Below are 23,149 nucleotides of genomic sequence, written 5' to 3'. Positions count from 1 at the left end.
CGAAGTAGCCGTTGCTGCGTAGCAGCCGAACAACGCGGCAATCGGCGCAAAGGACCTCAGGGCGAATGCCCTGCGTAGCCGCGCAGCGGCCGAATGAGGGCCGTGCCAGCGCCGAAAGATCGCCAACACTCTGTTATCGCAACACCATCGGTCGAAACTCTCGCCCCGCTTGGAATTGCGGATCTTTCGGCGCGACCTCATGAAATATCCGGGCTAGTTAACGGAGTCAGTCAGCGAAGCGAGGTGCTATTGCTTCGGCTTGCCCTCAGCATCCAGCAGCTGCACCTTCGCCCAATTCAGTTCACGCAGCCCGGCCTCGATCTTGCTCAGGTCGCCAATCACTACCCAGGTCAAGCGGTCGGGATCGACCAGGGTACCGGCGGCCTGATTGAGATCGTCGGCCGAGAGCTTTCGCAGCGCCTCGGCGTAGCCGTAGTAGTAGGCTGGCTCGCGACCATAACTCACCATCTGGGTGGCGGCGCCAATCAGCGAATCGAGTGTCTCAAAGCGCGCCGGCAGGCGTGACAGTTGGCTACGCACCACGCTGTCGAACTCCTCGCCAGCCAGTGGCCGCTGACCATCGAGACCGGCGATTTCCGCTTTCACTTCGTTCAGAGCCTCGACCGTCTTGTCTGTCTGCACCGGCGCCACGACATAGAACTGGCGCGGGCCGCGGGCCTCACTGACACCGCCGAAGGTGCCGTAGGACCAATGCTTGTCCAGACGCAGATTGCGATTCAGACGCGAGGTCGCCATACCGCCGAAGTTGCGCATCACGCTCTCCAGCGCCAGCTCGTCCACTGCAACATCCTGTTTCACCAGGTGGGCGGCGATGATCACCGACTGCGGCGCATCGGTGCGATCGATCAGGTACAGGGTGCCGGCCTGGCCCTGTGTGGCCGGCGGCAACGGCACGGCGTCGACGCCCTTGCTCGGCCAGCGATTGAAATGCTTGGTCGCCAGCACCTTGAGTTCGTCCATGGAGATGTCACCTGCCGCCATCAGGGTGGCGTTGTTGGCGGCGAACCAGCGGCCGTGCCAGTGGGCCAGGGCCTGCCGCTCGAGGGCATTAACGCTGGATTCGAAACCCAGCCCGCCGCCCGGGCGACCGTAAGGATGGGCCTCGCCATACAGCAAGGGCGGCAGCACGCGGAAGGCGGCACCGGTGGGGCTGGCCTTCTGCTGCTCGATCGCGCTTAACTGCCGCTTGCGCTCGATTTCCACCATGTCGCTGGGGAAGCTCGGCTGCAGCGCGACTTCGCCGAGCAAGGCCATGGAGTCGTCCAGCGCGGACTTCAGCGCGGTCATGCCAACCAGCGAAAGGTCCAGCGTGTTGTCGGTCCACAGGGTGGCGCCAAGCTCGTCGCGTCGATTGGAGATGGCAAAGCCATCGCGCTTCGCGGTGCCCTTCTCCAGCAGATTCATCGCCAGTCGTGCCGTGCCTTCGGCACCGTCGGGATCGGAGGCGGCGCCAGCGTCCACCGCCAACGACAGCTTGATCAAGGGCGCCGAGCCGCGCTGCAGCAGCATCAGTTTGAGGCCGTTGGGCAAGCTATCGGTCTGCACCTGGGGAAAGGCTACCTCGGGCGGCGCGCCGAGCCCGGGCAGCTGGGTGCGATCGATCGACTCGTCGGCTGCCTTCAGCGCCGGGAACGGCTCAACCACCAGGGTGTAGTTCGGCTTACTTAACCACTCGTTAGCGATGCTGCGCACCTGATCCGCCGGCAGGCTGGCGAGATCCTGCAGGCGCTTCTGATACGCCTGACTGTCGCCGTACAGCGCCAAGCCTTCGGCCAGTGCATCGGCGCGACCGCCGAAGCTGCCCAGGCGCTCGATGCCACGGGCGAAGCTGGCCATCAGCCGACTGCGGGCGCGATCGAGGTCGGCGGCCTTGGCCGGTCTGAGGAGGGCTTCGGCCACTACCTTGTCGAGTTCCTTTTCCAGCGCCTCGGGATCGGCGCCCGGCCGCAGGCTGGCGGTGACGATAAAGGTGCTGGTCAGCTGCTTGCCCCAGACAAAGGCGCCGACATCGGTAGCGAGCTGGGTATCGAACACCAGCTTGCGATCCAGCGGTGCGGCCTCGCTGCCCGACAGCCAGTCAGCGAACAGTTCCATCGCATGGCTGCCGCGGGTTGCCGCCGGTGGCAGATGCCAGACCTTGTAGAAGCGCGTTTGCGGCACTCGATCCTGCATACGATCGCGCAGCGGCTGCTGCAAGGTCGGCACCGCCCATTGCAGTCGCTTGATCGGCGCGCCGGGCTTGATCGGCCCGAAATACTTAACCATCAGTTCACGTGCGCGGTCGAGGGTGATATCACCGGCCAGCACGATCACCGCGTTATCTGGCCCGTAATACTGCTGGTACCACTCGCGCACATCCTCGAGACTGGCCGCGTCGAGATCTTCCATCCGACCAATGGTGCTCCAGCTGTACGGATGGCCGGCTGGGTAGATGGCCTCGACGACGCGGCTCCAGACCGTGCCATAGGGCTGGTTCTCGCCCTGTCGCTTCTCGTTCTTCACTACACCACGTTCGCGCTCCAGCATCTCCTTGGAGATGTGCCCGGACAGCCAACCCATGCGATCGGCCTCCAGATACAGGGTGCGCTCCAGCGCCGACACCGGCACATCCTCGAAGAAGTTGGTGCGATCGGTGTTGGTGGTGCCGTTGCGATTATTGGCGCCGAGATCATCCATGGCTTCGCGGAAACCGTGCGGATAGTGCTCGCTGCCATTGAAGAAGAAGTGTTCGAACAGATGGGCAAAGCCAGTGCGGCCGGGCTTCTCATCACGCGAGCCGACCTTGTACCAGACGTTCACCGACACGATCGGCACCGCGTGATCTTCATGCACGATCACCTGCAGACCGTTGTCCAAGGTGAAGCTCTGGTGCGGGATTATCAGCTGCTCCGGCGAGACCGGGGTAGCGCCATGGGCCGGCGACAGCGCGACAGCGCCGGCGAAGAAGGCCGACAGCAACAGTCGGTGAGCAAGGGGCAAGCGCATCGGGTTCTCCGGCATCACAGGCAGGGTCGGAGACTAGCATCGATGTCACCCGCGGGGAGTGGGTCGAAAGTCGTAGGCCGAGGGCGGACGCGGGCGCTTCGAGATCACTGCGGTGACTGCCGCGGCTTCGACAACACGCGGCACGGCTGGTTTCGTCCGGGCGCGGTGGGGGGCTCGGCACATCGCTCAGCCGCGAGGCCCCGGTGGGATCAGGTTGGTCTGGCGCTCAACGGACCTGGTGCCGGCGGGTGCGGCCGGCCCTCTAGCGCGGCTGGCGAAACCGTGCACGGACCTTGATTGGATGCGGGTGAGCTGCTCTTCCCTACCCAGGAACCTCGCTATGCGAGGCCCCTGGGCAGGCAAAGATCGGCTCCCTAACCCCACCCCAACCCTCCCCAAACATTGGGGAGGGAGTTCCGGGCGCCAGCCGGCGCGCGTTGTCAGTGCGCATCGGTCTACCCAGGAACCTCGCTTTGCGAGGCCCCGCAAGGGGAGAGGGGAGCAGGGCGCCCCCTGGTCGAATCGGCAGGTTATGAATGGGGGGCGCGGATGCTGTGCCTGGGCTGGCGGTGTCTTTCGGCGCGACCTCATGAAATGCGGCTTATCGACCTGCCAGCTAGCTGCGCTTGGCGCGGGCGAAGGCGTCGGCCAGGGCGTTGCCGACCGGCGGTGCCGAGCGCTGTGCGCCGTGATCGCGGCGCGGTGCGCGATCCTGCGGCCGGGCCGAAGCGCGATCGTTGCCACCGCGGCGCCCGTCTGCGTTGCCCATCCCTGGGGTCGGCAGCGGGTCGTCCAGACGCCGCGTCAGCGCAATGCGCTGCCGCTTCAGATCAACATCGATCACTCGTACCTTGACGATATCGCCGACCTTCACCACTTCGCGCGGATCCTTGACGAAGCGATCGGCCAGGGCCGAGATATGGATCAGGCCATCCTGGTGCACACCGAGGTCGACAAAGGCACCGAAGGCGGCGACATTGCTGATCACGCCCTCCAGCAGCATACCCGGCTTGAGGTCGGCAATGCTTTCGATGCCGTCGGCGAAACGGGCGGTCTTGAACTCCGGACGCGGGTCGCGACCGGGCTTTTCCAGCTCCTTCAGAATGTCGCGCACCGTGGGCAGACCGAATTTTTCGTCGGTAAAGGCTTCCGGCTTCAGCTGACGCAGCGTCGCGCCATCGCCGATCAACTGCTGGATTGGGCGTCCGCAGTTCTTAACGATCTTTTCCACCACAGGATAGGCCTCTGGATGCACCGATGAAGCATCCAGGGGCTCGTCTCCGTCGGCAATACGCAAGAAGCCGGCGCATTGCTCGAAGGTCTTGTCGCCCAGACGCGGCACCTTGAGCAGCTCCTTGCGCGACTTGAAGGCGCCGTGCTGATCGCGGTAGGCGACGATATTCTCGGCCACCGTACTGCTGAGGCCCGACACCCGTGCCAGCAGCGCACTGGACGCAGTATTGACGTGCACACCGACCGCGTTGACGCAATCCTCGACCTTGGCATCCAGAGCACGGGCCAGAGCGAAGGGATTGACGTCGTGCTGGTACTGGCCGACACCGATCGATTTCGGCTCGATTTTGACCAGCTCGGCCAGTGGATCCTGCAATCGACGGGCGATCGAGACCGCGCCGCGCAAACTGACATCGAGGCCGGGAAATTCACGGGCAGCCAGCTCCGAGGCCGAGTACACCGACGCACCGGCCTCGCTGACGATCAATTTGGTCAGCTTGAGTTGCGGGTACTTCTGGATCAGTTCGCCGGCCAGCTTGTCAGTTTCGCGCGAGGCGGTACCATTGCCAATGGCGATCAGCGAAACGCCATGTTGTGCACAGAGCCGGCCGAGGGTGGCGATCGACTGATCCCACTGCCGACGCGGTTCGTGCGGGTAGATGGTATCGGTGGCGACCAGTTTGCCGGTGGCATCCACCACCGCCACTTTCACGCCGGTGCGCAGGCCCGGGTCGAGGCCGAGCACCGCCTTCGGGCCGGCCGGCGCCGCCAGCAACAGATCCTTCAGGTTGTCACCGAACACGGCGATGGCTTCGGCTTCGGCCTTTTCGCGCGCGGTGTTGAGTAGATCCAGGCTGAGGTGGATCAGCAGCTTGGCTTTCCAGGTCAGGCGGCAGGTATCGAGCAGCCAGCGATCGGCAGGGCGGCCGCGATCACCGATACCGGCGTGCTGGGCGACGATCGCCTCGCACTGTGCATGACCCGCCTCGGCGTCGGCGGCGGGCAGCAGATCGAGTGAGATGATCTCTTCGCGACGCGCTCGCAGCAGGGCCAGCAGTCGATGCGAGGCGATGTTGTGCAGCGGCTCGGCGTGATCGAAGTAGTCGCTGTACTTGGCGCCTTCGTTTTCCTTGCCGGCAATGACACTGGCCTTGAGCTGACCCTGCCGGGTCAGGCGCTCACGCAGTTCGCCGACCAGGGTGGCTTGCTCGCCGATTCGCTCCATCAGGATGGCGCGAGCACCGTCGAGTGCGGCTTTGACATCGGCCACGCCCTTGCCGGCGTCGACGAACGAAGCGGCGAAGACCTCCGGCGCCTGCGTCGGGTCGGCAAGCAGGCCATCGGCCAATGGCTCCAGCCCGGCCTCGCGGGCGATCTGGGCGCGGGTGCGACGCTTCGGTTTGTAGGGCAGGTAGAGATCTTCCAGCCGCGCCTTGCTGTCGGCGGATTCGATGTCGCGGCGCAGCTCGTCACTCAGCTTGCCCTGCTCCTCAATCGAGCCGAGGATGGCGGCGCGGCGTTCTTCCAGCTCGCGCAGATAGACCAGGCGCACCTCCAGGTTGCGCAACTGGGTGTCGTCCAGCCCACCGGTTACTTCTTTGCGATAGCGTGCGATGAACGGCACGGTGGCCCCCTCGTCCAGCAGGCCGACGGCGGCGTTGACCTGCGCCGGTCGGGCGTTGATTTCCTGGGCGATGGCTTCGGCTATGCGCAGCGCGGTGGCGGGGTTCAGCTGGGACATCAGGCAACACTCAAACAGTCATACGGCCGCCGATTGTGCGCACTTCGGGCCCTCGGCAACAGCTTGACAGACCCGCTCGGGACAGCTCCCGAGCAATCCACCGGCGATTGCGGGATAATCCGCGGCCGACCTGAGTCTGATTGATGTCGCCGTTCGATTCCCGCCAGGTGCGTCGGGCTTTCTCCCGCGCCGCTCCCGACTACGCCGCCAGCGCCGTGTTGCAGGCCGAGGTACGAGCGCGGCTGCTCGAACAACTGGCCTATCTGCCATCGCCGCCGCAGCGCATTGTCGATCTCGGCTGCGGTCCGGGCGCTGCCAGCAAGACCCTGCGCCAGCGCTGGCCGAAGGCCGAGGTGCTTGCCTTGGACCTGGCCCTGCCGATGCTGCGCGAAGCCAAGCGGCAGTTCAGCTGGCGCCGACGCTTCGAGCGCCTGTGCGCCGATGCCCGTGCGCTGCCGCTGGCCGATCAGTCGGTCGATCTGATCTTCTCCAATCTCTGTGTTCAGTGGGTCGACGATCTGCCTGCACTGTTCGCTGAATGGCGGCGGGTGCTGCGGCCGAAGGGTCTGTTGTTGCTGTCGACCTTCACCCAGGGCACCTTGCAGGAGCTGCGCGAGGCCTTTGCCAGCGCCGATGGCGAACAGCCCCACGTCAGTCCGTTCGCCACCATTCAAAAAGTCGGCGACGCCCTGCTCGGCGCCGGCTTTCGCGACCCGGTGCTGGACAGCGACCGGTTTACCCTGACCTATACCAACGCCACCGACCTGATGCGCGAGCTGAAGGCGATCGGTGCCGGCAATGCCGATAGCCAACGCCGCCGCAGCCTCACCGGCAAGGCGCGCATGCAGCGGGTGCGTCAGGCCTACGAGCATTTCCGTCAGGACGGCCGCTTGCCGGCCAGTTATGAGGTCGCCTATGCCCAGGCCTGGGGGCCAGAGCCGGGCCAACCACGGCGACAGGGAGGGGCGGAGATCGCTGCCTTCCCGGTTGATCAGCTGCGCATCCGCCGCCGTCGCTGAAGGCCGAGGCGCCCGATCAGCCCCGTCCCGACTGCCGTCCATCGTGCCGACTCGCACTCAGCCGCGGCTCGACGTAGTCTTTGAAGTTTCGTCTCTGCTTGCAGCCGCCGTATGAAGCCCAGGACCAGCCGGTCTGCCCCCGTTTCCGCCCCGCCGAAGCCATTCAGCCACGGCCGCTCGCTGCCGCTGTTGTTGGTCCTGCTCGGCCTGCTGGCGGGGCTGCTGGCGATGTGGTGGCAGCTGCGCGATGCCGAGCGGCGGATCGCCGAGCTGGAGACCCTGAGCGAGTTCCATGAACGGGCCTTCGAGCACATTGATCTCGATCTGGCCGGCCGCCGCCTGAGCAAGGACATGCTGGCCAGCTATGAGGATGTGCTGGCCAAGCAGGATCTCGATACCGAGCTGCAGGCCCGGCACATGGAGGCCTTTGAAACCGCGCTGCGGCAAGTGCAACCCGCTGCCCGGGCGCGGCAGCTGATCGTTAGCACCCTGTTCAAGCCAGCGCTGAAGGGGATCGAAAAGGACTTCAGCGAGCAGCCAGCCATCGAAGCCAGCCTGCGCCAGACCCTGGCCGACCGCTATTACTTTCTCGATCTATACGACGAGTCGCTGGCGCAACAGCAGCAGGCGCTGTCGATTCGTCAGCGCGTGCTCGGCGAAGATCACCCCGATACGCTGAATTCGCTGGCCAATCTGGCCTCCCTGCTGGCGGCACAGGGCAAACTGGAAGAAGCCGAAGCCCTGCACCGCAAGGCGCTGGAGCAAAGTCGCCAATTGCTAGGCGAGGAATCTCCCGACACCCTCACCTCGATCAACAACCTGGCCGTACTGCTGCAGGATCTGGGCAAGCTCGATGAGGCCGAGGCGTTGTACCGCGAGGGGCTGGAGAAGAGTCAGCGGGTGCTGGGGCGGGACGACCCGGACACTCTGATCTCGCTGAACAACCTGGCCGTGCTGCTGCATGACCGCGGCGAGTTCGAAGAGGCCGAGGCAATCTACCGCGATCTGCTGGCGAAGAATCGCCGCGTGCTGGGAGAAGAGCATCCCGATACCTTGATCGTGCAGAACACCCTGGCCGGCATGCTGCAGGATCGCGGTGACTACGCTGCCGCCGAGCCACTGTTCCGCAGTGCGGTCGAGCGCAGTCAGCGGGTGCTCGGTGACGACCACCCCGACACCTTGATCGCCACCCACAACCTAGCGGCTCTGCTGGCCGAAGAGGGCAAGCTCGATGAAGCCGAGGACCTGTATCGCGAAGTGGTAAAGCGTAGCGACCGGGTGCTCGGCGACGGACACCGGGAAACCCTGGTGTCAATGAACAACCTCGCCGTGCTGCTGCACGACCACGGCAAGCTGGCCGAGGCGGAGACGCTGTACCGACGCCTGCTGGCACAGAATCGCCGCACCCTCGGTGATGAGCATCCCGGCACGGTGGTGGCCATGGCCAACCTCGGCTTCCTGCTGCTCGACCGCGGCAAGCTGGAAGAAGCCGACCAGTGGATTCGCGCCGGCTGGCGCGGCCGCATTCGCCTGTTTGGCGAACAGAGCGAGCACACGATGATTTCCGAGCTGGCCCTGGCCCGCCTGCTCAATGATCAGGGCAAGCCACAACAGGCGCTGGATCTGCTGCTGCCGATCGAGGCGCGGCTGCGGGCGGCGTTCACCGGCGCCATGGCCTATCGGCTGGGCCAGGGCCTGACCCAGATCGGCCGCGCCCATATGGCCCTGGGTCAGATCGAACTGGCCGAGCAGCGTCTGCTGGAAGGTCAGAGCGTGCTGGAAGACGCGCCTGGCTCCGACCCGCGGGATCGCCGACGCAGTCTGGAAGCACTGCTGGACTTCTATCAGCAGCACGCCGAGCGCGCAGCCAGGACACCGGACCGAAGCGAGCTGGAACGCTGGCGCTCGGCGCTGGAACAAGTTCCTTAGTGGCTGATCGCGAGCATGGCCTGTTGTAGGGCTTGCATAGCAGATTGATCACACCGTCGGCTGCTATGGTTGCGCTCATTTCGCCGGAACCTTGCCGATGCGCTCATTGATGCTCTGCCTGACCACCGCCGTTCTCGCCGCCTGCTCGGCGACGGCTCCCCCCGCTGCGGCGCCCACGGCCGAGGCACATCGGGTCAAGGCGCATGTCGACTTCCTGGCCCACGATCTGCTGCAGGGCCGCGAGGCCACCAGCAAAGGCTACGCCGTGGCCGCGCACTATGTGGCGAGTCAGATGGCGGCGATCGGGCTGAGCCCGGCTGGGGACAGCGGCGACTGGTTGCAGGAAGTACCGCTGTTGCGTGCTGAGCGGTTGCGCGAAGGGGCCAGCATGCGCCTGTTGCGTGGCGATGAAACCCTGAGTTTTGAGTTCGAGAGCGATTACCTGCCAGGAGTGAACTACCATCGGGAATCGTGGCAGGTGCGCGCACCGCTGGTATTCGTCGGCCAGGCGGTGGTAGCAGCGGAATTCGATCACGACGATCTCGCCGGGGTCGATGTGCGAGGCAAGATCGCCGTGTTGTTCAGCGGCGCGCCGGCGCGCTTCCCCAACGATCAGCGCGCCTACTATTCCTCCAGTCGGGTCAAGCAGGACCTATTGGTGGAACGCGGTGCTGTGGGGATCGTATGGCTGGGCGATCCGGAGCGCGAGGGCAAATATCCCTGGGCGCGCGGAGCGAAGAACTGGGGCCGACCGAGCATGCGCCTGCGCGATCAGAACGGCCCGCTGGATACCCACCCCGAGCTGCTGGGCACGGCAAGCATCAATGTCGAGGCCGCGCGCCGACTGTTTGCCGGCGCACCGGTGGAGGCTGAACAGCTGTTTCAGGATCTCGAGAGCGGCAGACTGAAGGCCTTTGATCTGGGCACCGAACTCGAACTGCGCGGCAGCAACCGATTGAGCGCGGAGCGCTGCTGGAACGTGGTCGGCCAGCTGCCCGGCAACGACCCGCTGAAGGCTACCGAGCATGTGGTGTACAGCGCTCATCTCGACCACCTTGGCCTCGGCGCCCCAGTCAATGGCGATGCGATCTACAACGGTGCGCTGGACAACGCCCTGGGCGTAGCCCTGCTGCTGGAGACCGCTCGACTGGCGAAGGCCGCGCCGGCGGTCGCCCGCTCGCAGCTGTTCGTCGCCGTCACCGCGGAAGAAAAGGGCCTGCTCGGCTCCGACTATTTCGCAGGTCATCCATCAGTGCCCGGCGAGCTGATCGCCAATATCAATATGGACATGCCGGTGGTGCTGGGGCCAGTACGCGATGCCCTGCCGATCGGCATCGAGCACAGCGATCTGGAGTCGGTCGTGCGCGATCAGGCCAGTGCGCTGGGGCTGCAGCTGTCGGCCGACCCGTTTCCCGAAGAGGTGGTGTTTATCCGCAGCGATCAGTTCAGCTTCATTCGCCGCGGCATCCCGGCCGTCTATATCGACGGCGGCGTGATCTCGGCCGGCCCAGGCTTTGACGCCAAGCAAAGCCTGACGGACTTCCTGCGCACCCACTACCACCAGCCCAGCGATCAGGCCGACCTGCCGATTCATTACCCGAGCGCGGCGCGCATCGCCGACTTGAATGCGGCGGTCGGCGCGAAGGTGGCCGACCAAGCTGCACGCCCGCGCTGGAATGCCGGCGATTTCTTTGCCAGCAAGTTCGCGCCCAAGCAGGATGCCGCAGTCGGTGAGCACTGATGTCTGATCAGCCGACCGCACCGCTCAGCTTTGAGGAATTCCTGCGAGTGGAACTCCGAGTGGGAAGGGTGATCAGCGCCGAGCCCTTCGCCAAGGCGCGCAAGCCCGCCTACGTCTTGCAGGTCGATTTCGGTCCCGAGATCGGCCTGAGAAAATCCAGTGCACAGATCACCGACCTGTATACGCCGGAGGCTCTGATCGGCCGCCTGGTGGTGGGGGTGGTGAACTTTCCGCCCAAGCAAATCGGTCCCCTGATGTCCGAGTGTCTGATCACCGGGTTCCACAACGAGCACGGCCAGGTCGCCTTGTGCGTTCCTGACCAAGCGGTGCCGCTGGGCACGCGCCTGCTATAGCAGGCTGCTGAGACTTGCTTCAGCAGCCTGATAGGGTCGCCAGGAAGCCACCATGACTGTACATATCGTTCGATTGGGAAGCGCCAGAGGCAAGCACGAGGGCACCCGCATCGGCACCGTGCGCCGACCGCCACGTGGTGTTCCGAAGAGCGAATTCGCCCGACAGAACTGGTATGACGTCTGGTTCCCGCTACTGGCACCCAGCGCCGAAACGATGAAGCTCGGCCAGTCGGCAAACAGCGAGGCCGATTGGAAAGCGTTCTGCAAGCAATACCGACGGGAAATGGCCGAACCCGCCGCTGCGCAGGCGATCGCCCTGCTGGCCTGCCTGTCGCAGAGCAGCGATTTTGCCGTCGGCTGCTACTGCGAGCATGAGCAGCGCTGCCATCGTTCGGTGCTGCGCGAGCTGCTGCGCGCCGCCGGAGCCACGCTGGAGTGAGCGCCGAGGCGGCCGCGCAGCGCATTCTGCTGCTGGGCAACTCGGGTGCCGGCAAGTCGACCTTGGCGCTGCGTGTGGTGGCGAAGTACGGACTCGGTCACCTTGATCTCGACCGCTTGGTCTGGGAGCCAGGAAAGATCGCTGTGCCGCGGCCCGAGGATGCTATCGCCACCGATCTGCAACGCTTTATCGAGCAGCATTGCGGCTGGGTGATTGAAGGCTGTTATGCCGAATGGATTGGCGCCGCGCTGCCGCACTGCAGCGCGCTGTGGTTCCTCAATCCCGGCCTGGAAAGCTGCCTGTCGCACAACCTGCAGCGCCCCTGGGAACCGCACAAGTACCCCAGCCTCGAAGCCCAGAACCGCATGCTGAGCACATTGCAGGACTGGGTGCGCGGCTACTACACGCGTGCCGACGCCTGGTCGCTGGCGGCACACCGCCGCCTGTACGACGCGTATGACGGACCCAAGCATGAGTTCCTGCGGGTCGTGGACTATCCGGGCTAGCTAGGAGGGCGTGCTCTTCTACACCTGCTCGAAGGCGATCAAAGCGCGCTGGCCGAACAGCCGCTGAGTCGACCAGATAGGATGATCTGATCAAGCATGATCGGTTCTGGCGTAACTCAGTGCAGGCACGCCAGGTTTTGACAGCACGATGAACTCAGTCAGAAAGAAAGGAGCGCCGCCGATGGCGGCCGAGCACAGCTTCACGTTTGAGCGCACGGCCCGGCGACGACGCTTTCAAGCCTGCGTCACCTTGGCCGCTGGGCGCGATTGCTTGCGGATCGAGAATCAGATTGAGGGTTGGCTTCGGCGCTTTGAATATGGGCTCACCTGGTGGCCGGCATCGCAGGACCTACGGCGCCAAGCGACTGATCTGGCCGACGCCCTGAACATGCCGCGGCACTACGCGAATGCGCTGAGCCGGCAGGGCACGGATCGGATCGAACGCTGGTCCTGGAGGTTGTTTGGCTACGAGGTCGACTATCTGCTGGACCCAGCCCTGCTGGCCGGGCGTTTTGAACTGTGGCATCGCTTTTCGCTGCGCGGCGCGCTGGCGCAGGTGGAGGAGCGCAGCACCGATGCCGGCCAGTGGTTTGTCGGCCGACGCGGCAATCTTGCGGTGCTTTGCGGCCGCCTGGGTGCGTTCACCAGCACCAGCATCGGCAATATGAAGGGGATCAGCCGCACTGATTGGGTGATGCCGATTGCCCCGCTGGTGCAGGCGCTGGAACGCTGGTGAGCGCACTGTGGCACAGACGGGTCGGTTGCCGGCAGCCAGGATCTTCGGCTTGCTGGTGCTGATTGGCGTGTAGGCTATGCTGGTGCTGCACTGATGCGAATGCAGAGAACCGCTACTCGGACAGCACACCATCGTAGAACAGCGCGTCCCAGTCACCCGAGGCCAGGCGCTGATCGATACTCGCAGCGATCTCGGCCAGCGTCTGCGGGCTGACCGGCGCACCGAAGGGCGCCGACAAGGCCACATAGCGCCCCTGGCTGTCACCGATGCTAAGAGATGTCCGCCGGTCTCCGACTCGCCAGTCGCGGCTGAAGTAATCCTGGCCGTCCAACGCAGCCTGTTGTTTAGTGACGTCGAACGGCTGTGGTTGGGCCTTGAATTCGCGCTCGAGATGATCGATCAAACGCAGATAGAACTCGGGTCGCACTGGCGCCCAGCTGTAGCTCGGCCGCTCCGGGTCACCGAGGCTTAGTTCAGCGCGATAGGGAAGCGGTAGAAAGCCAGTGCGCACGGACAGTCGAAATCGATCTGAGTCAGCTGGCCGCCAGGTAAAGTGGTGGTCGAACCACGCTGCATCTACTTGCAGCGGATTGGCAAAGCGCATCTGCAGACGGTCTATCGCGTGATGGCGAACCGTTGTGTTGAGAAGATCGATCTCCTCCAGGTAGAAGCGCTGACGAGGGTCGACCGCCAGCCGAACCATACTCAGTCGGTCAGGCGCGGCGCCCAACGGTAGGATCGGGTAGCGATAGATCTCGTCGTGCTCAATGCGGTTGAGTTCGAAGTTCCGCAGGCTGCGCGCATCGAACACACTGTAGGCCCCGAGCGCGAACAACTGGGCCCGCGAGAAGTGCAGGCGCGCGGTGTAACCCATCTGCTCGCGCGACAGGTTCTCGACTGGCCGGTCAAGCGCAGCGATGGTCAGATCACCACCGCTGATGCGGGTGAGCAAGCGCGTCTCGAGCAGGCCGTTCGATTCACTCACGAGATAGTAATAGCTGGTGTTGTTCGGATCGCCAACATTCACCACCAGCGCAGGTGTCGGTGTGGAGAAACTCAACACACGGTTCAGCAGACTGCCAAGCTCGCGCGTGACGCCACTCTCATCGGCTGAAAATCGCAGCTTCTTGCCGCCGTGGTAGAGCTCATAGCTGACCGCTTCCCGGCGCTGCAAACGGCCCTCGTTCCAACCGCTGATGTAGCCGGTCTTTCTGGCGAGGAGCTTGAAGGGCCCTAGCTGCTCACTCTCACCGGCCTGGGCGGCGAGCGGCAGCAGGGCGATCAGAAATCTGCATATCGCTTTCATGACGTCCTCGCAGTTGATCGACCGAGTGTAGCGGCGCGCCGGCATCGGCGGCCGCCGTCGGTCGTAGGACGGCCGGTGATCAAAAAATCTGCGCACTGACGTAACCGGCAGTAATCGACATCAAGGGGAAACCTGTGAACCACGAAAGCTCAAGTCCGCCACGCTGGCTGGCGCGCTGCTTTGGCCTGCTCTGTTTGCCCGTCGCGTTCGGCGCAGCTGCCTCCTGGCAGGGAAACCACAGCGTTCCGCGCGGCTGCAATGAAGAAGTCCGCCAAGTGGTGTCGATGGGCAGTTCCAAAGCGGCGCTGGTTGGGGATTTCACCGTTTGCGGCGGTTTACCGGTTCAGCGCATCGTGGGCTATGACTTCAGTCGTGCGGCGTTCTACAAGCTCGGCGTGGGCAGCGATGCGTCAGTCAGCGCGGTCGCTGAGCTTGAACCGACCGCCGCGGCCTACGATCCGAGCAGCCGCCGGCTGTATGTCGCGGCTCGCCGATCCAATCAGCTCACCCTGGGCTATGTCGACGGTGCCAATGCGCTTACCGTCGTTGCCGATCAGGCCGGGCCGACCATGCTCGGCGATCCCCGCGATATCGTGTTGGGCGACAACGGTCGCCTGTATGTCGGCAGCGTGCAAACGGTGATCGAAGTGAATCCGGCCGCCAGTTGGGCCCAGCGCCGACTGGGCGCGGAGAGTCTGGTCTCCAGCGGTCGCAGTATCTACGCCCTGGAATACGACCGGCAGCGCGCCCGTGTGGTGATTGGCGGGGAGTTCAGCGCCATCCAGGGCGTGGCGGCGGCCAATCTGGCGGAGTGGAACGGCAGCGCCTGGCAGCCGATTGAAGCGCCGCTGGACGGCAACGGCCTGGATGGTCCGGTGTATGCCCTCGAATCGGTGTTCGGCGGCAACGGCGGCCTGACCGATGGCCTGTACATTGGCGGTGAGTTCACCGGCTCGGTCAATGCACTGATCGAGCTGCACAACATCACCCGGTTCAACGGCTTTGGCTATAACGGCATCGGCACCGGCCTGAGCAATCGCGGTCTGCGCGGCGGCGCGGTGCGAGGTCTGGCGCTAAGCAGCGCGCGCACTCAGTTGTACGCGGTTGGTGAGTTCGCCACCGCCGGCACCACGCGCACCGTCAATGGCGTTGCCGCCTGGGACGGCGGCGCCTGGTCGCACTTCGACTCGCTGGATCTGGCAGGCCTAGGGCTCGACCCCGAGCCGCGCAGCGTCACCGAGGTGGGTGGCCGCCTGCTGGTTGGCGGCCGGGTGTACAGCAGCGGCCCGTTGCGGGTCAATCATGTTGCTTACTACAGCAGCGGCGCCTGGCGTCCGTTGGGCGATTCAATCGGCCAAGGCCTTGTTGGCGGCACCAATCTGATCGTGCATCGCGGCAATCCGTCGCGGGTCAACTTTGGCGACGCACTGATGTTGATCGAAATGGAGGCCTTTGGGCTGCAAGCATCAAAAGGAGCACTGCGCTGGGACCGCTTTACCCGCAGTTTCACTCCGATCGCAGCCACCACGCCCGATGTGCCGAGTTTTGCCGATGGTTGCGGTGACCCCGGCGGCCCGATGTTCCATGTATTCAGTGGCAATCGCGACCCATTCGTGGCTGCCGGCGTCAGCGGCGCCCACGGCATTCTCGATCTTGAACATATGGATTGGCTGCAAGGCTCGAATCTGCTGGCCGATCAGTGCGTGATGTCGGGCGTGCTGGGTAAGCTATACATGGCGCAATACGACGACGATGCCAACAGCACCGACCTGATCGAGTACGACCCGCTAAGTCGCGCTCGTCGCTCGATCGGCCTGATCAGCGGCTCGATTCGCAGCATGGTGGTCGACGAAACCAACCTCGATCTGTACATCGCCGGCGACCTGTCGAACGCTGGCGGAGTCGGCGCCGGCAATGTCGCACGCTACGACATGCTGGCTGGCAGCTGGCACAGTCTGGGCGGACCGGCCGAAGGCTTTGGCATGAACGGCCGGGTCGATGTGATCGCGGTCGCCGATTCCGGGCCCTATGTCTACTTCGGCGGCGAGTTCTCGATGGCCGGCGGTCGCGCTCAGCCAGCGCTGGCGCGCTGGAACCGCGACGCTGAAACCTGGGATGCCATGCCCAGCCTGTGCGAACTGATGGTGCGCAATTGCCCCGGCATATTCGTCCAGCTATTCGCGCTGCAGCCGCTGAGTACCGACGAGTTGGTGGTGGGCGGCAACTTTGAGGTCGAAGGTGGCGGCCATGGATTGCTGTGGTTCGACGGCGACGCCTGGCGCGAAGGGTTTGCCGGCGGCGTGTTCAATAGCCGAGGCGACGGCGGCGGAGTGACGCAAATGCTGCTCGACGAACACGAACTGACTGTGTTGGGGAGTTTCTCGCGGGTGGGGCAGGCTGCTGATGCCCGCGCCGCCAGCTCGATCGCCCGCTTCGACCTCAACAACCTCGGCGCCGAGCCGCCCGCGCCGCGTCCGGAACTGGTGTTCCGCAGCGGGATGGAACCATAGGCTTATGCGTAGGGTAGGTCTTGACCCGCCGCCCCCGCGCGGCCGACAAAGAAGTCCGGTCAGCTTTCGCTCACAACACACCTGTTCATCGAGTAAGTAAATCGGCGGGTCAAGACCCGCCCTACGTTGTTTCTGTCATTCACACGGAGAACGTCATGCCGTTTCGTTTGTGTCTCACTTTTTCTGCTCTGATTCTGATTTGTACAGTGGCGCCGGCCACTGCGCAGACACGCTGCGGCTGGATGTCTGCTCAGACGCTGGATTCGCTCCTGCCTGCCGCTGCGCCGTGGCGCGTGATGGTGGGCGGCTCGATGGGTTCATGCAAGTTCACCGGCAGCGGTGGACCCGGTGGTGTCGCCATCCTCGGCGCGAACCAGATGCTCAAGTCAGACGCCGCTGAAGCCGCAGAGTTGGCGAGGAGCCTGCGCAACAACCTGGGTGCCGACTACCGCATCGAAGCCGACTCAGCGCTTGGCGAGCATGGGTTTCTCTACTTTCCGAAGTCGGCCGGTGGCGCTGAGAGCCGGGTTAGCGTGAGCTATGTCGGCCACTACAAGCACGTCGCGATCACCGGCCAGCTGGTCATGCCGGTTGGCGCAGGGTTCGATGCCTATCGCAGTGGTGCAAAGGAGTTCATGCGCGCCGCGTTGGCCGTCGCAGACGACGCCAAGGCGACCGCAGAAGCTGCGCACTGCCGCTGGTTCGACGAGCCGATACTTCGTCGCCTGTTGCCAGGCGAGGGGTTTTCACAGCAGGCCTTTGGCGCCAACAGCTGCATGGCGCAGAACGGAAGTGCGATGGCGCTGATCCTATCGATTCAGGACGGCGTCGGCGAAGACGTCGCGGCGCGCATGCGCGATGCCAGCTGCACCTGGGAGGCGGTCGAAGCGGGCGCAATGTTGGGACACTCATGCAGTAGCGGCAGGCCGCGCGCTATCCTTCAGATCAGGCACCAAGGCAAGTTGCTGCAGTACGCTCTTGCACCGAGTCGTGAACCCACTCCCGAGGAGCGGGCGCTTCTGGTTGAGCTAGGTGTTAAAGTCAGCGAGCGCTGAGGGCTAACTTGCCAGAGGTGAGGGCGGGTCTCGACCCGCCGCTCTGTTGTCGACGTTCTCCGCAGTTACTTCTTGCACGCAGCGGAACAGGATGTTTTTCGGGGCTTTGGCCCGCATTGAGCGATGTCGCGTGTTCCCGTGGCGGGTCAAGACCCGCCCTACGTCTGCCATCAGGGCGGCGGTGGGGTAACCAAGCGCTCGCGCAGCAGCAGGGCTGACTGGGTGCGCGGATGCTCGGCACCGTAGTGGGTCAGGCGCAGTTGAATGACCTGTTCGAGCTCGCGCCGGGCCTGCGCCGTTCGGCCCAACTCTGCCAGCCAGGCGATCCGATCTTCGCGCGCTGACAGGGTATCCAGGTGATGCTCGCCCAGGTGTTGCTGCCACAGCGCCAGCACTGCGTCGAGCTCAGTCAAGGCGGCGTCGAACTGAGCGCTCTCGGCCAGACAGCGGGCGTGCACCTTCGCCGGATAGCCCCACATCTGCGGCGCTGCATTGGCATTGCTGCGCAGCGCCTGGCTGGCTTGGAGGCTTAGCTCGCAAGCCCGCTCAATCTCACCGATCTTGATCAGTGCATCGGCCCAGTTTGAAGCGGCCAGTGAGGTTCGCGGGTGCTGTTCGCCCAGCACCTCAGCGCGCCCTTGATAAACGGCCTGCATCAGGGGCGCCGCTTGTTCGTAGCGCTCCTGGCGGAAGTAGGTCAGGGCCAGATTGTTGATCGCCAATAATGTGTCCGGTGCGAGTTCGCCAAAGTGCTGTTTGGCCAACTCAGCGTTGGCGGCCAGCAAAGCCTCGGCCTGATCAAGCTTGCCAAGCTTCTCCCAAGTCCGTGCCAGGTTGTTGCGCGGATCGAAACTTTGTCCGCTGTCGACGCCGAACCTAGACTCCACCTCACTCAACACACGGGCCTGCAGGTTGGCGGCGGCCTGCAGCTGGTTGTCCAGCGACAACGCCAGTGCCCACACAGTCTGCGTGGTTAGTGCTTCTTCTTCATCCAGCAAGCCCGCCTCCTGTAGCAGCTCAAATGCCTGTCGGGCATGTTTCTGCGCGGACTGCAGGTCACGATCGGCATGGATGTCGCTGGTCGCGAGGATTCGAAGAGCAGTCGCTCGACGCAGGATCTGCTCAGGATGGCGCTTGGCCAGCTGATCGACCAGGGCCCGGCTACGCTGGCGCGCGCTCTGGTAGCGCCCTGCCTCCAGATCACTCAACGCCCGCAGTTGCGCGATGTCCTGCCACGGCAGTCCGTCGGAGTCGTGCGTCGAATAGTAGGCGTCGGCTTGCAGCAGCAGGGCATCGGCTTGCTCGATTTCACCCAGGCGCAGCAGGGTCTGTCCCAGGATTGTCTGCAGCTCGGCACGAACCACAGGGTCCATCGAACTGTCGGCCAGCAGTTCGGGTGACATCTCTTTCACCGTATCGGCCAGGGTGACCGAATTACCGCGGCGCAGCGGGTCTGGCCTAGTCAACAGATTGGTGAGCACCGAACTCAAGGAGCTCAAACGTGAGGCCTGCTGCGCCAGGCTTCGCGACTGCTGAACATAAACGCCGGCAGAGCTCAGCGCGATGCTAAAGGCGAGAGTCGCAGTGGCGCTGAGCGCCCGATGGCGGTCCACCCAGCGCCAAACCCGCCGGCCCAGGCTGTGGTGGGCATAGCGGATCGGGCGATCGCGGCGTAGCCTCTCGAGGTCCTCGGACAGTGCCGCCGCGCTGGGGTAGCGGTCTTCAACATGCATGCTGAGCAGGCGCGCGATCAGCGTGGCTAGATCACGGCACTGCGCCTGTGAGACCTGCCTCAGCGAGCGCGCGCAGCTGGTCGCGGTGACTGGTTTGGCTATCCAGGCGGCGAGCTTCTCCAGCCGTGCCAGCGGGTGAAGCTGGCCCGAACTCACCGGTAGTTCCCCGTAGACGATTTCGTGCAGGATCACGCCCAGCGAGTAAAGATCGCTGGGCGTGCCGATAGTGCCGCTTCCGGACAGCTGCTCTGGGCTGGCGTAGGCCGGGGTGCAAGCGAACACTTGGGTTTGTTCATCATCGCGGCGGCCCTGCAGGTCGCGGGCGATGCCGAAGTCGAGCAGCTTGGGCAGACCGTGCTGGCCTTCGACCAGAATGTTCGAGGGCTTGAGGTCTCGGTGCACAATCAGATTCTGGTGCGCATAGTGCACCGCACGAACAACCTGTTCAAACAGGGCCAGCGCTTCCAGCAGGCCAAGGTCATTCTGCTCGATGTGACGGGTGATGGGCAGCCCGTCGACCAGCTCGACAACCACGTAGAACAGGCCCTCATCGGTCAGGCCGGATTCGTAGTAGCGGGTGATACAGGGATGCGACAGTCGCGCCAGTAGCCGCCGCTCATGCAGGGCACTCCCCAGCACTTCGTCGTCGCGCTCGAACGGCTGATGTAGTAGCTTGATTGCTACCCGGTGAAGCAGGTCGTCCTGGCGCTCCTCAGCCAGATAGACCACGCCTGCGCCACCCTCGCCGAGCTGCTCGATCAAGCTGAAGCGCCCAATTCGCAGGCCTTCGCGACCGCGCGCCATGCTGGCCTGCGCGGCGAGGCGGCTAAGCTGCGAGGTCAGTGCAGCGGAGGCGGTAGACTGCTCAACGTCGCGCTCGGACCACAGCTGTCGCAGCAGGCTGGCCGTGGCAGCGCCGGTGTCAGGTCGCTCGGCTAGAAAGCTGTCGATGTCGTTGACCAACTGTTGCTCGGCTTCTTCCCACAGCGCTTCGGCTTCGGCCCAGACCTTGGGATCAGGCGCTGCCCTCATCGACCTAGCTCATGCTTCAACCAGGCGCTGGCCATCTTCCACTTGCGGGTGACCGTGGCCGTGCCGATTTCCATCTGCTCGGCAATCTCCTCACCGGTCATGCCGCCAAAGATGCGCAGGCAGGCAATATCGGCGGCCGACTTATCGACCCCTTCCAGCTGCTCCAGCAGCTGATCTAGCCGCACCAGCGAGGTCAGGCTTCCCGATGGATCCATCAGTTGAGTAATGGCATCGGCAACCGCCAAGCCAGCGCGCTTCTGCCGTCCCTTGTGGCGCCAGTGATCGGCGGCGACCTGGCGCAGCACCCGCGCCAGCAAGGACATGAAATGCGGCTGGGTCAGGCTAAGCTCGGGATCGGATTGCTTGAGGCGGATGTAGACGTCGCCGACCAACTCGGTTGGCTGCAGACTGACACCGGCCTGCGCCCCCAGCTGACGCGCAGCCATCCTGCGAGCGATCGGGTACAAGGCGCTCATCAGATCATCCACCGATTGCAGGGGTTCGCCCACCCGACCCTCCATCTGCTCGCTTCGTGCCCTAGTGAACACCGCCGCCTGCCGGCGATGCAAGCGCGCAGTCGCGCGCTCAGAGGTCCTGCGGCACGGCCAGCGACCAGCCGAACAAGGCCATGGCCTTGGCAAATTCGGGGTCCGGGCCGGCCCGCACGCTCAGCGTTCCGCCTTCGGGGTGCGGAAACTGCAGCCGCCAGGCGTGCAGCAGCATTCTATGCACGCCTCGCATTCTGAACATTCTGTTTCGTCTGCCATCGCCGTGACTGGTATCGCCGATCAGATGGTGGTCGATATGCTTGAGATGACGACGGATCTGGCGAAAGCGTCCGGTCAATGGCCGACACTGCAACAGGGCGAAACGTGAGGTAGGAAAGCCGGCGCAGGCTTCCTGCAGCTCGCCGCAGGCCAAACGCCAGAACTGGGTTTGCGCTGATTTCTTCTGCGGTTTGCCGGGACCGCCATCAAGCGGGTGGTCGATCAGGCCGATTTCATCGGGCCAGCCGCGACACAAGGCCAGGTAATCCTTGCGCACTTCGTTGCCCATCAGTGCCTTGCCAAGAAACGACGCGGCGTCGCGATCGAAGGCCAGTAGCAGGCAGCCGCTGGTGGCGCGGTCGAGGCGGTGGATAAGGAACACCGGACGACCCAACTGCTGGCGCAGCCGATCGGCTGCGAAATCGGTTTCGCCGCGGGCCAGGGCGCTGTCGTGCACCATCAGACCGGCCGGCTTGTTGACCACGGCCAGGCGATCATCGCAGTGCAACAGGGCCAGGTCAGTCGGCGCTGGGTTGGCTTCGGTGTTCACCACACCAACTCCGTGCTAGGCCGCTTCGGCCGACCGTCCAGCCGCTGATTTCCGCCGCTGGTGAGGGCATTGCTGCTTCCGGTCAACCGAATCCAAGCTGCCGCGTTGTTGCTCATCGTCCCCTCTGATGGTGAAAGCATATGTTGAGAATCATGGTTGCCCTGTTGACGGGCATGTCGTTTTCCGGCGCGCATGCAGGAGACCTGTTTTCCTCAGGACATCCTGATCTGATTGCCACCAGCCAGCAACCGTCGCCGGTGGCGCCGAACAGCTGGCGCGGTATTCTGCGCATCAACTGCGATTTCTCTCATGCCGCCTATGACGATCCGCTGGTCTTCAACGGCCACCCGGGTGCAGCACACTACCATCAGTTCTACGGTTTCCTGGCCACCGATGCCTTTACCGAGGCCGATGATTTCTATCTGCCTCTGGGCCCCGGTGAGCGCGCTTCGAGCTGCCAGGGCAATCAGCTCAATCAAAGCGCCTATTGGGTGCCGGCCCTGCTGGCACCCCTGTATGACGAGTCGGGTCAGCGCCTGCTGGATGGCGATGGCAATCCAGCCTGGCAGGTGGTCAATGCCGTGGTCGGCAATGATGATGTGGCCCACGAAGTGTTCTACTACTCGGCAGCGGTCGACAATCTGGCCAGCATCCAGGCGCCGCCGCCGGGGCTGTCGATCATTGCCGGCCGCGCAACGGCCAACATCGACTCGGCGCAAGCCAGCACGGTGGCCCGCTGGCACTGCCAATCCTGGAACGCCTCGGATGCCAGCAACCCGGACTTCCGTGCCTTCATCCCCGAGTGCCAGGTGCCCGACCGTCTGCGCTTTGATCTGTTCTTTCCCAGTTGCTGGAATGGGGTGGATCTCGATTCGCCCGACCACCAGTCGCATATGGCTTATCCGGAAACCGTGGCCGGAGTGACCCGCTGTCCGGCCAGTCACCCGGTAGCCCTGCCACGAGTGACCTATCACTACGCCTTTCCGGTGCGACCGGAGAACGTTGACCCGGCCAGCAACTCAACCCGCGGCTGGCGGCTGGCCTCGGATGCTTACACGGTGAGTTCCACCGAGCCCGGCGGCTACTCGCTGCATGGTGACTGGATGAACGGCTGGCATGTCGAGGTGATGCAGGCCCTGATCGACAATTGCATCAAGGCTGCGCTGGACTGTCACGATGGCAATCTAGCCAATGGCTTTCGGCTGTCCGGTACCGCTGCCGGCGTGCAGAACGTGCTGCCGGTGATCAATCAGGGCCTGGGCAGCGGCCATAGTCTGGACACCGTGTTTCATGACGGCATGGAGGCGACCGCGCACGGACATCATTGAGCCGCGCCTGCTTGTCGGTGAAACAGTAGGCTAAAGAACTCCTTAACCCGGATATTTCATGAGGGGGCGCGGATGATCACCGAGGACTTTGCGTCGAGTGCAAGGCGCGACGAGCCCAAGTGGTGGGCCCACTTGGGCGAGATCGGGACGCAGTCCCGCGTAGCT

16 protein-coding genes are annotated in these 23,149 nt (G+C 64.2%); 10 read left to right on the top strand and 6 right to left on the bottom strand.

Going from position 1 to position 23,149, the window contains the following annotated elements:
- Positions 1-246: 246 nt before the first annotated feature.
- Both IFO71_RS19365 and IFO71_RS19360 read right to left on the bottom strand, forming a co-directional pair.
- Complete coding sequence (locus IFO71_RS19365) at positions 247-3,006, bottom strand: M16 family metallopeptidase (protein WP_192031332.1); 2,760 nt, start codon at positions 3,004-3,006, stop codon at positions 247-249.
- Positions 3,007-3,622: 616 nt separating this feature from the next.
- Positions 3,623-5,980 (bottom strand): Tex family protein, encoded by a 2,358-nt coding sequence (locus IFO71_RS19360; protein WP_192031331.1) that lies wholly within the window; start codon positions 5,978-5,980, stop codon positions 3,623-3,625.
- Between the two features lie 140 nt (positions 5,981-6,120).
- Here IFO71_RS19360 and bioC point away from each other — a divergent pair, with 140 nt between their 5' ends.
- The 7 genes from bioC to IFO71_RS19325 all read left to right on the top strand — a co-directional run bounded on the left by bioC (position 6,121) and on the right by IFO71_RS19325 (position 12,703).
- Positions 6,121-6,999, top strand: a complete 879-nt coding sequence (gene bioC, locus IFO71_RS19355; RefSeq protein WP_192031330.1) for a malonyl-ACP O-methyltransferase BioC — start codon at positions 6,121-6,123, stop codon at positions 6,997-6,999.
- 111 nt (positions 7,000-7,110) lie between these two features.
- The gene (locus IFO71_RS19350; protein ID WP_192031329.1) at positions 7,111-8,928 is read left to right on the top strand and encodes a tetratricopeptide repeat protein; all 1,818 of its coding nucleotides are present in this window, start codon (positions 7,111-7,113) and stop codon (positions 8,926-8,928) included.
- Positions 8,929-9,025: 97 nt separating this feature from the next.
- Positions 9,026-10,669 carry a M28 family metallopeptidase gene (locus tag IFO71_RS19345; protein WP_192031328.1) on the top strand — a complete coding sequence of 548 codons (1,644 nt, stop codon included), beginning with the start codon at positions 9,026-9,028 and terminating at the stop codon, positions 10,667-10,669.
- On the top strand, positions 10,669-11,022 hold the full coding sequence (locus tag IFO71_RS19340; RefSeq protein ID WP_192031327.1) for a tRNA-binding protein: 354 nt from the start codon (positions 10,669-10,671) through the stop codon (positions 11,020-11,022). Before IFO71_RS19345 ends, IFO71_RS19340 begins: the two co-directional genes overlap by 1 nt.
- A gap of 52 nt (positions 11,023-11,074) precedes the next feature.
- Positions 11,075-11,461 (top strand): DUF488 domain-containing protein, encoded by a 387-nt coding sequence (locus IFO71_RS19335; RefSeq protein ID WP_192031326.1) that lies wholly within the window; start codon positions 11,075-11,077, stop codon positions 11,459-11,461.
- Positions 11,458-11,967 carry a P-loop NTPase family protein gene (locus IFO71_RS19330; protein WP_192031325.1) on the top strand — a complete coding sequence of 170 codons (510 nt, stop codon included), beginning with the start codon at positions 11,458-11,460 and terminating at the stop codon, positions 11,965-11,967. The genes IFO71_RS19335 and IFO71_RS19330 overlap by 4 nt, the downstream gene beginning before the upstream one ends.
- 148 nt (positions 11,968-12,115) lie before the next feature.
- On the top strand, positions 12,116-12,703 hold the full coding sequence (locus IFO71_RS19325; protein ID WP_192031324.1) for a hypothetical protein: 588 nt from the start codon (positions 12,116-12,118) through the stop codon (positions 12,701-12,703).
- Positions 12,704-12,815: 112 nt separating this feature from the next.
- On the opposite strand, the gene IFO71_RS19320 is transcribed toward IFO71_RS19325, so the two are convergent.
- On the bottom strand, positions 12,816-14,009 hold the full coding sequence (locus IFO71_RS19320; protein ID WP_192031323.1) for a hypothetical protein: 1,194 nt from the start codon (positions 14,007-14,009) through the stop codon (positions 12,816-12,818).
- Between the two features lie 134 nt (positions 14,010-14,143).
- Between IFO71_RS19320 and IFO71_RS19315 the strand changes: the two genes are divergently transcribed.
- Both IFO71_RS19315 and IFO71_RS19310 read left to right on the top strand, forming a co-directional pair.
- Positions 14,144-16,519 carry a hypothetical protein gene (locus tag IFO71_RS19315; RefSeq protein WP_192031322.1) on the top strand — a complete coding sequence of 792 codons (2,376 nt, stop codon included), beginning with the start codon at positions 14,144-14,146 and terminating at the stop codon, positions 16,517-16,519.
- Between the two features lie 155 nt (positions 16,520-16,674).
- On the top strand, positions 16,675-17,574 hold the full coding sequence (locus IFO71_RS19310) for a hypothetical protein (protein WP_192031321.1): 900 nt from the start codon (positions 16,675-16,677) through the stop codon (positions 17,572-17,574).
- Positions 17,575-17,744: 170 nt separating this feature from the next.
- Here IFO71_RS19310 and IFO71_RS19305 read toward each other — a convergent pair whose 3' ends face one another.
- The 3 genes from IFO71_RS19305 to IFO71_RS19295 all read right to left on the bottom strand — a co-directional run bounded on the left by IFO71_RS19305 (position 17,745) and on the right by IFO71_RS19295 (position 21,656).
- Positions 17,745-20,339 carry a protein kinase domain-containing protein gene (locus tag IFO71_RS19305; RefSeq protein ID WP_192031320.1) on the bottom strand — a complete coding sequence of 865 codons (2,595 nt, stop codon included), beginning with the start codon at positions 20,337-20,339 and terminating at the stop codon, positions 17,745-17,747.
- The gene (locus IFO71_RS19300; protein WP_192031319.1) at positions 20,336-20,848 is read right to left on the bottom strand and encodes a sigma-70 family RNA polymerase sigma factor; all 513 of its coding nucleotides are present in this window, start codon (positions 20,846-20,848) and stop codon (positions 20,336-20,338) included. Before IFO71_RS19300 ends, IFO71_RS19305 begins: the two co-directional genes overlap by 4 nt.
- Positions 20,849-20,924: 76 nt before the next feature.
- Entirely contained in the window at positions 20,925-21,656 is a 732-nt protein-coding gene (locus IFO71_RS19295) for a pseudouridine synthase (protein ID WP_332309420.1), read from the bottom strand.
- A 140-nt stretch (positions 21,657-21,796) separates the two neighbouring features.
- Between IFO71_RS19295 and IFO71_RS19290 the strand changes: the two genes are divergently transcribed.
- Positions 21,797-22,984 (top strand): DUF1996 domain-containing protein, encoded by a 1,188-nt coding sequence (locus IFO71_RS19290; RefSeq protein ID WP_192031318.1) that lies wholly within the window; start codon positions 21,797-21,799, stop codon positions 22,982-22,984.
- Positions 22,985-23,149: the final 165 nt, after the last annotated feature.

This window comes from Pseudomarimonas arenosa (assembly GCF_014841215.1).
Taxonomy (GTDB): domain Bacteria; phylum Pseudomonadota; class Gammaproteobacteria; order Xanthomonadales; family Xanthomonadaceae; genus Pseudomarimonas; species Pseudomarimonas arenosa.
Note: the sequence above shows the minus strand (reverse complement) of the source record. Positions and strands in the feature narration are given on the sequence as shown.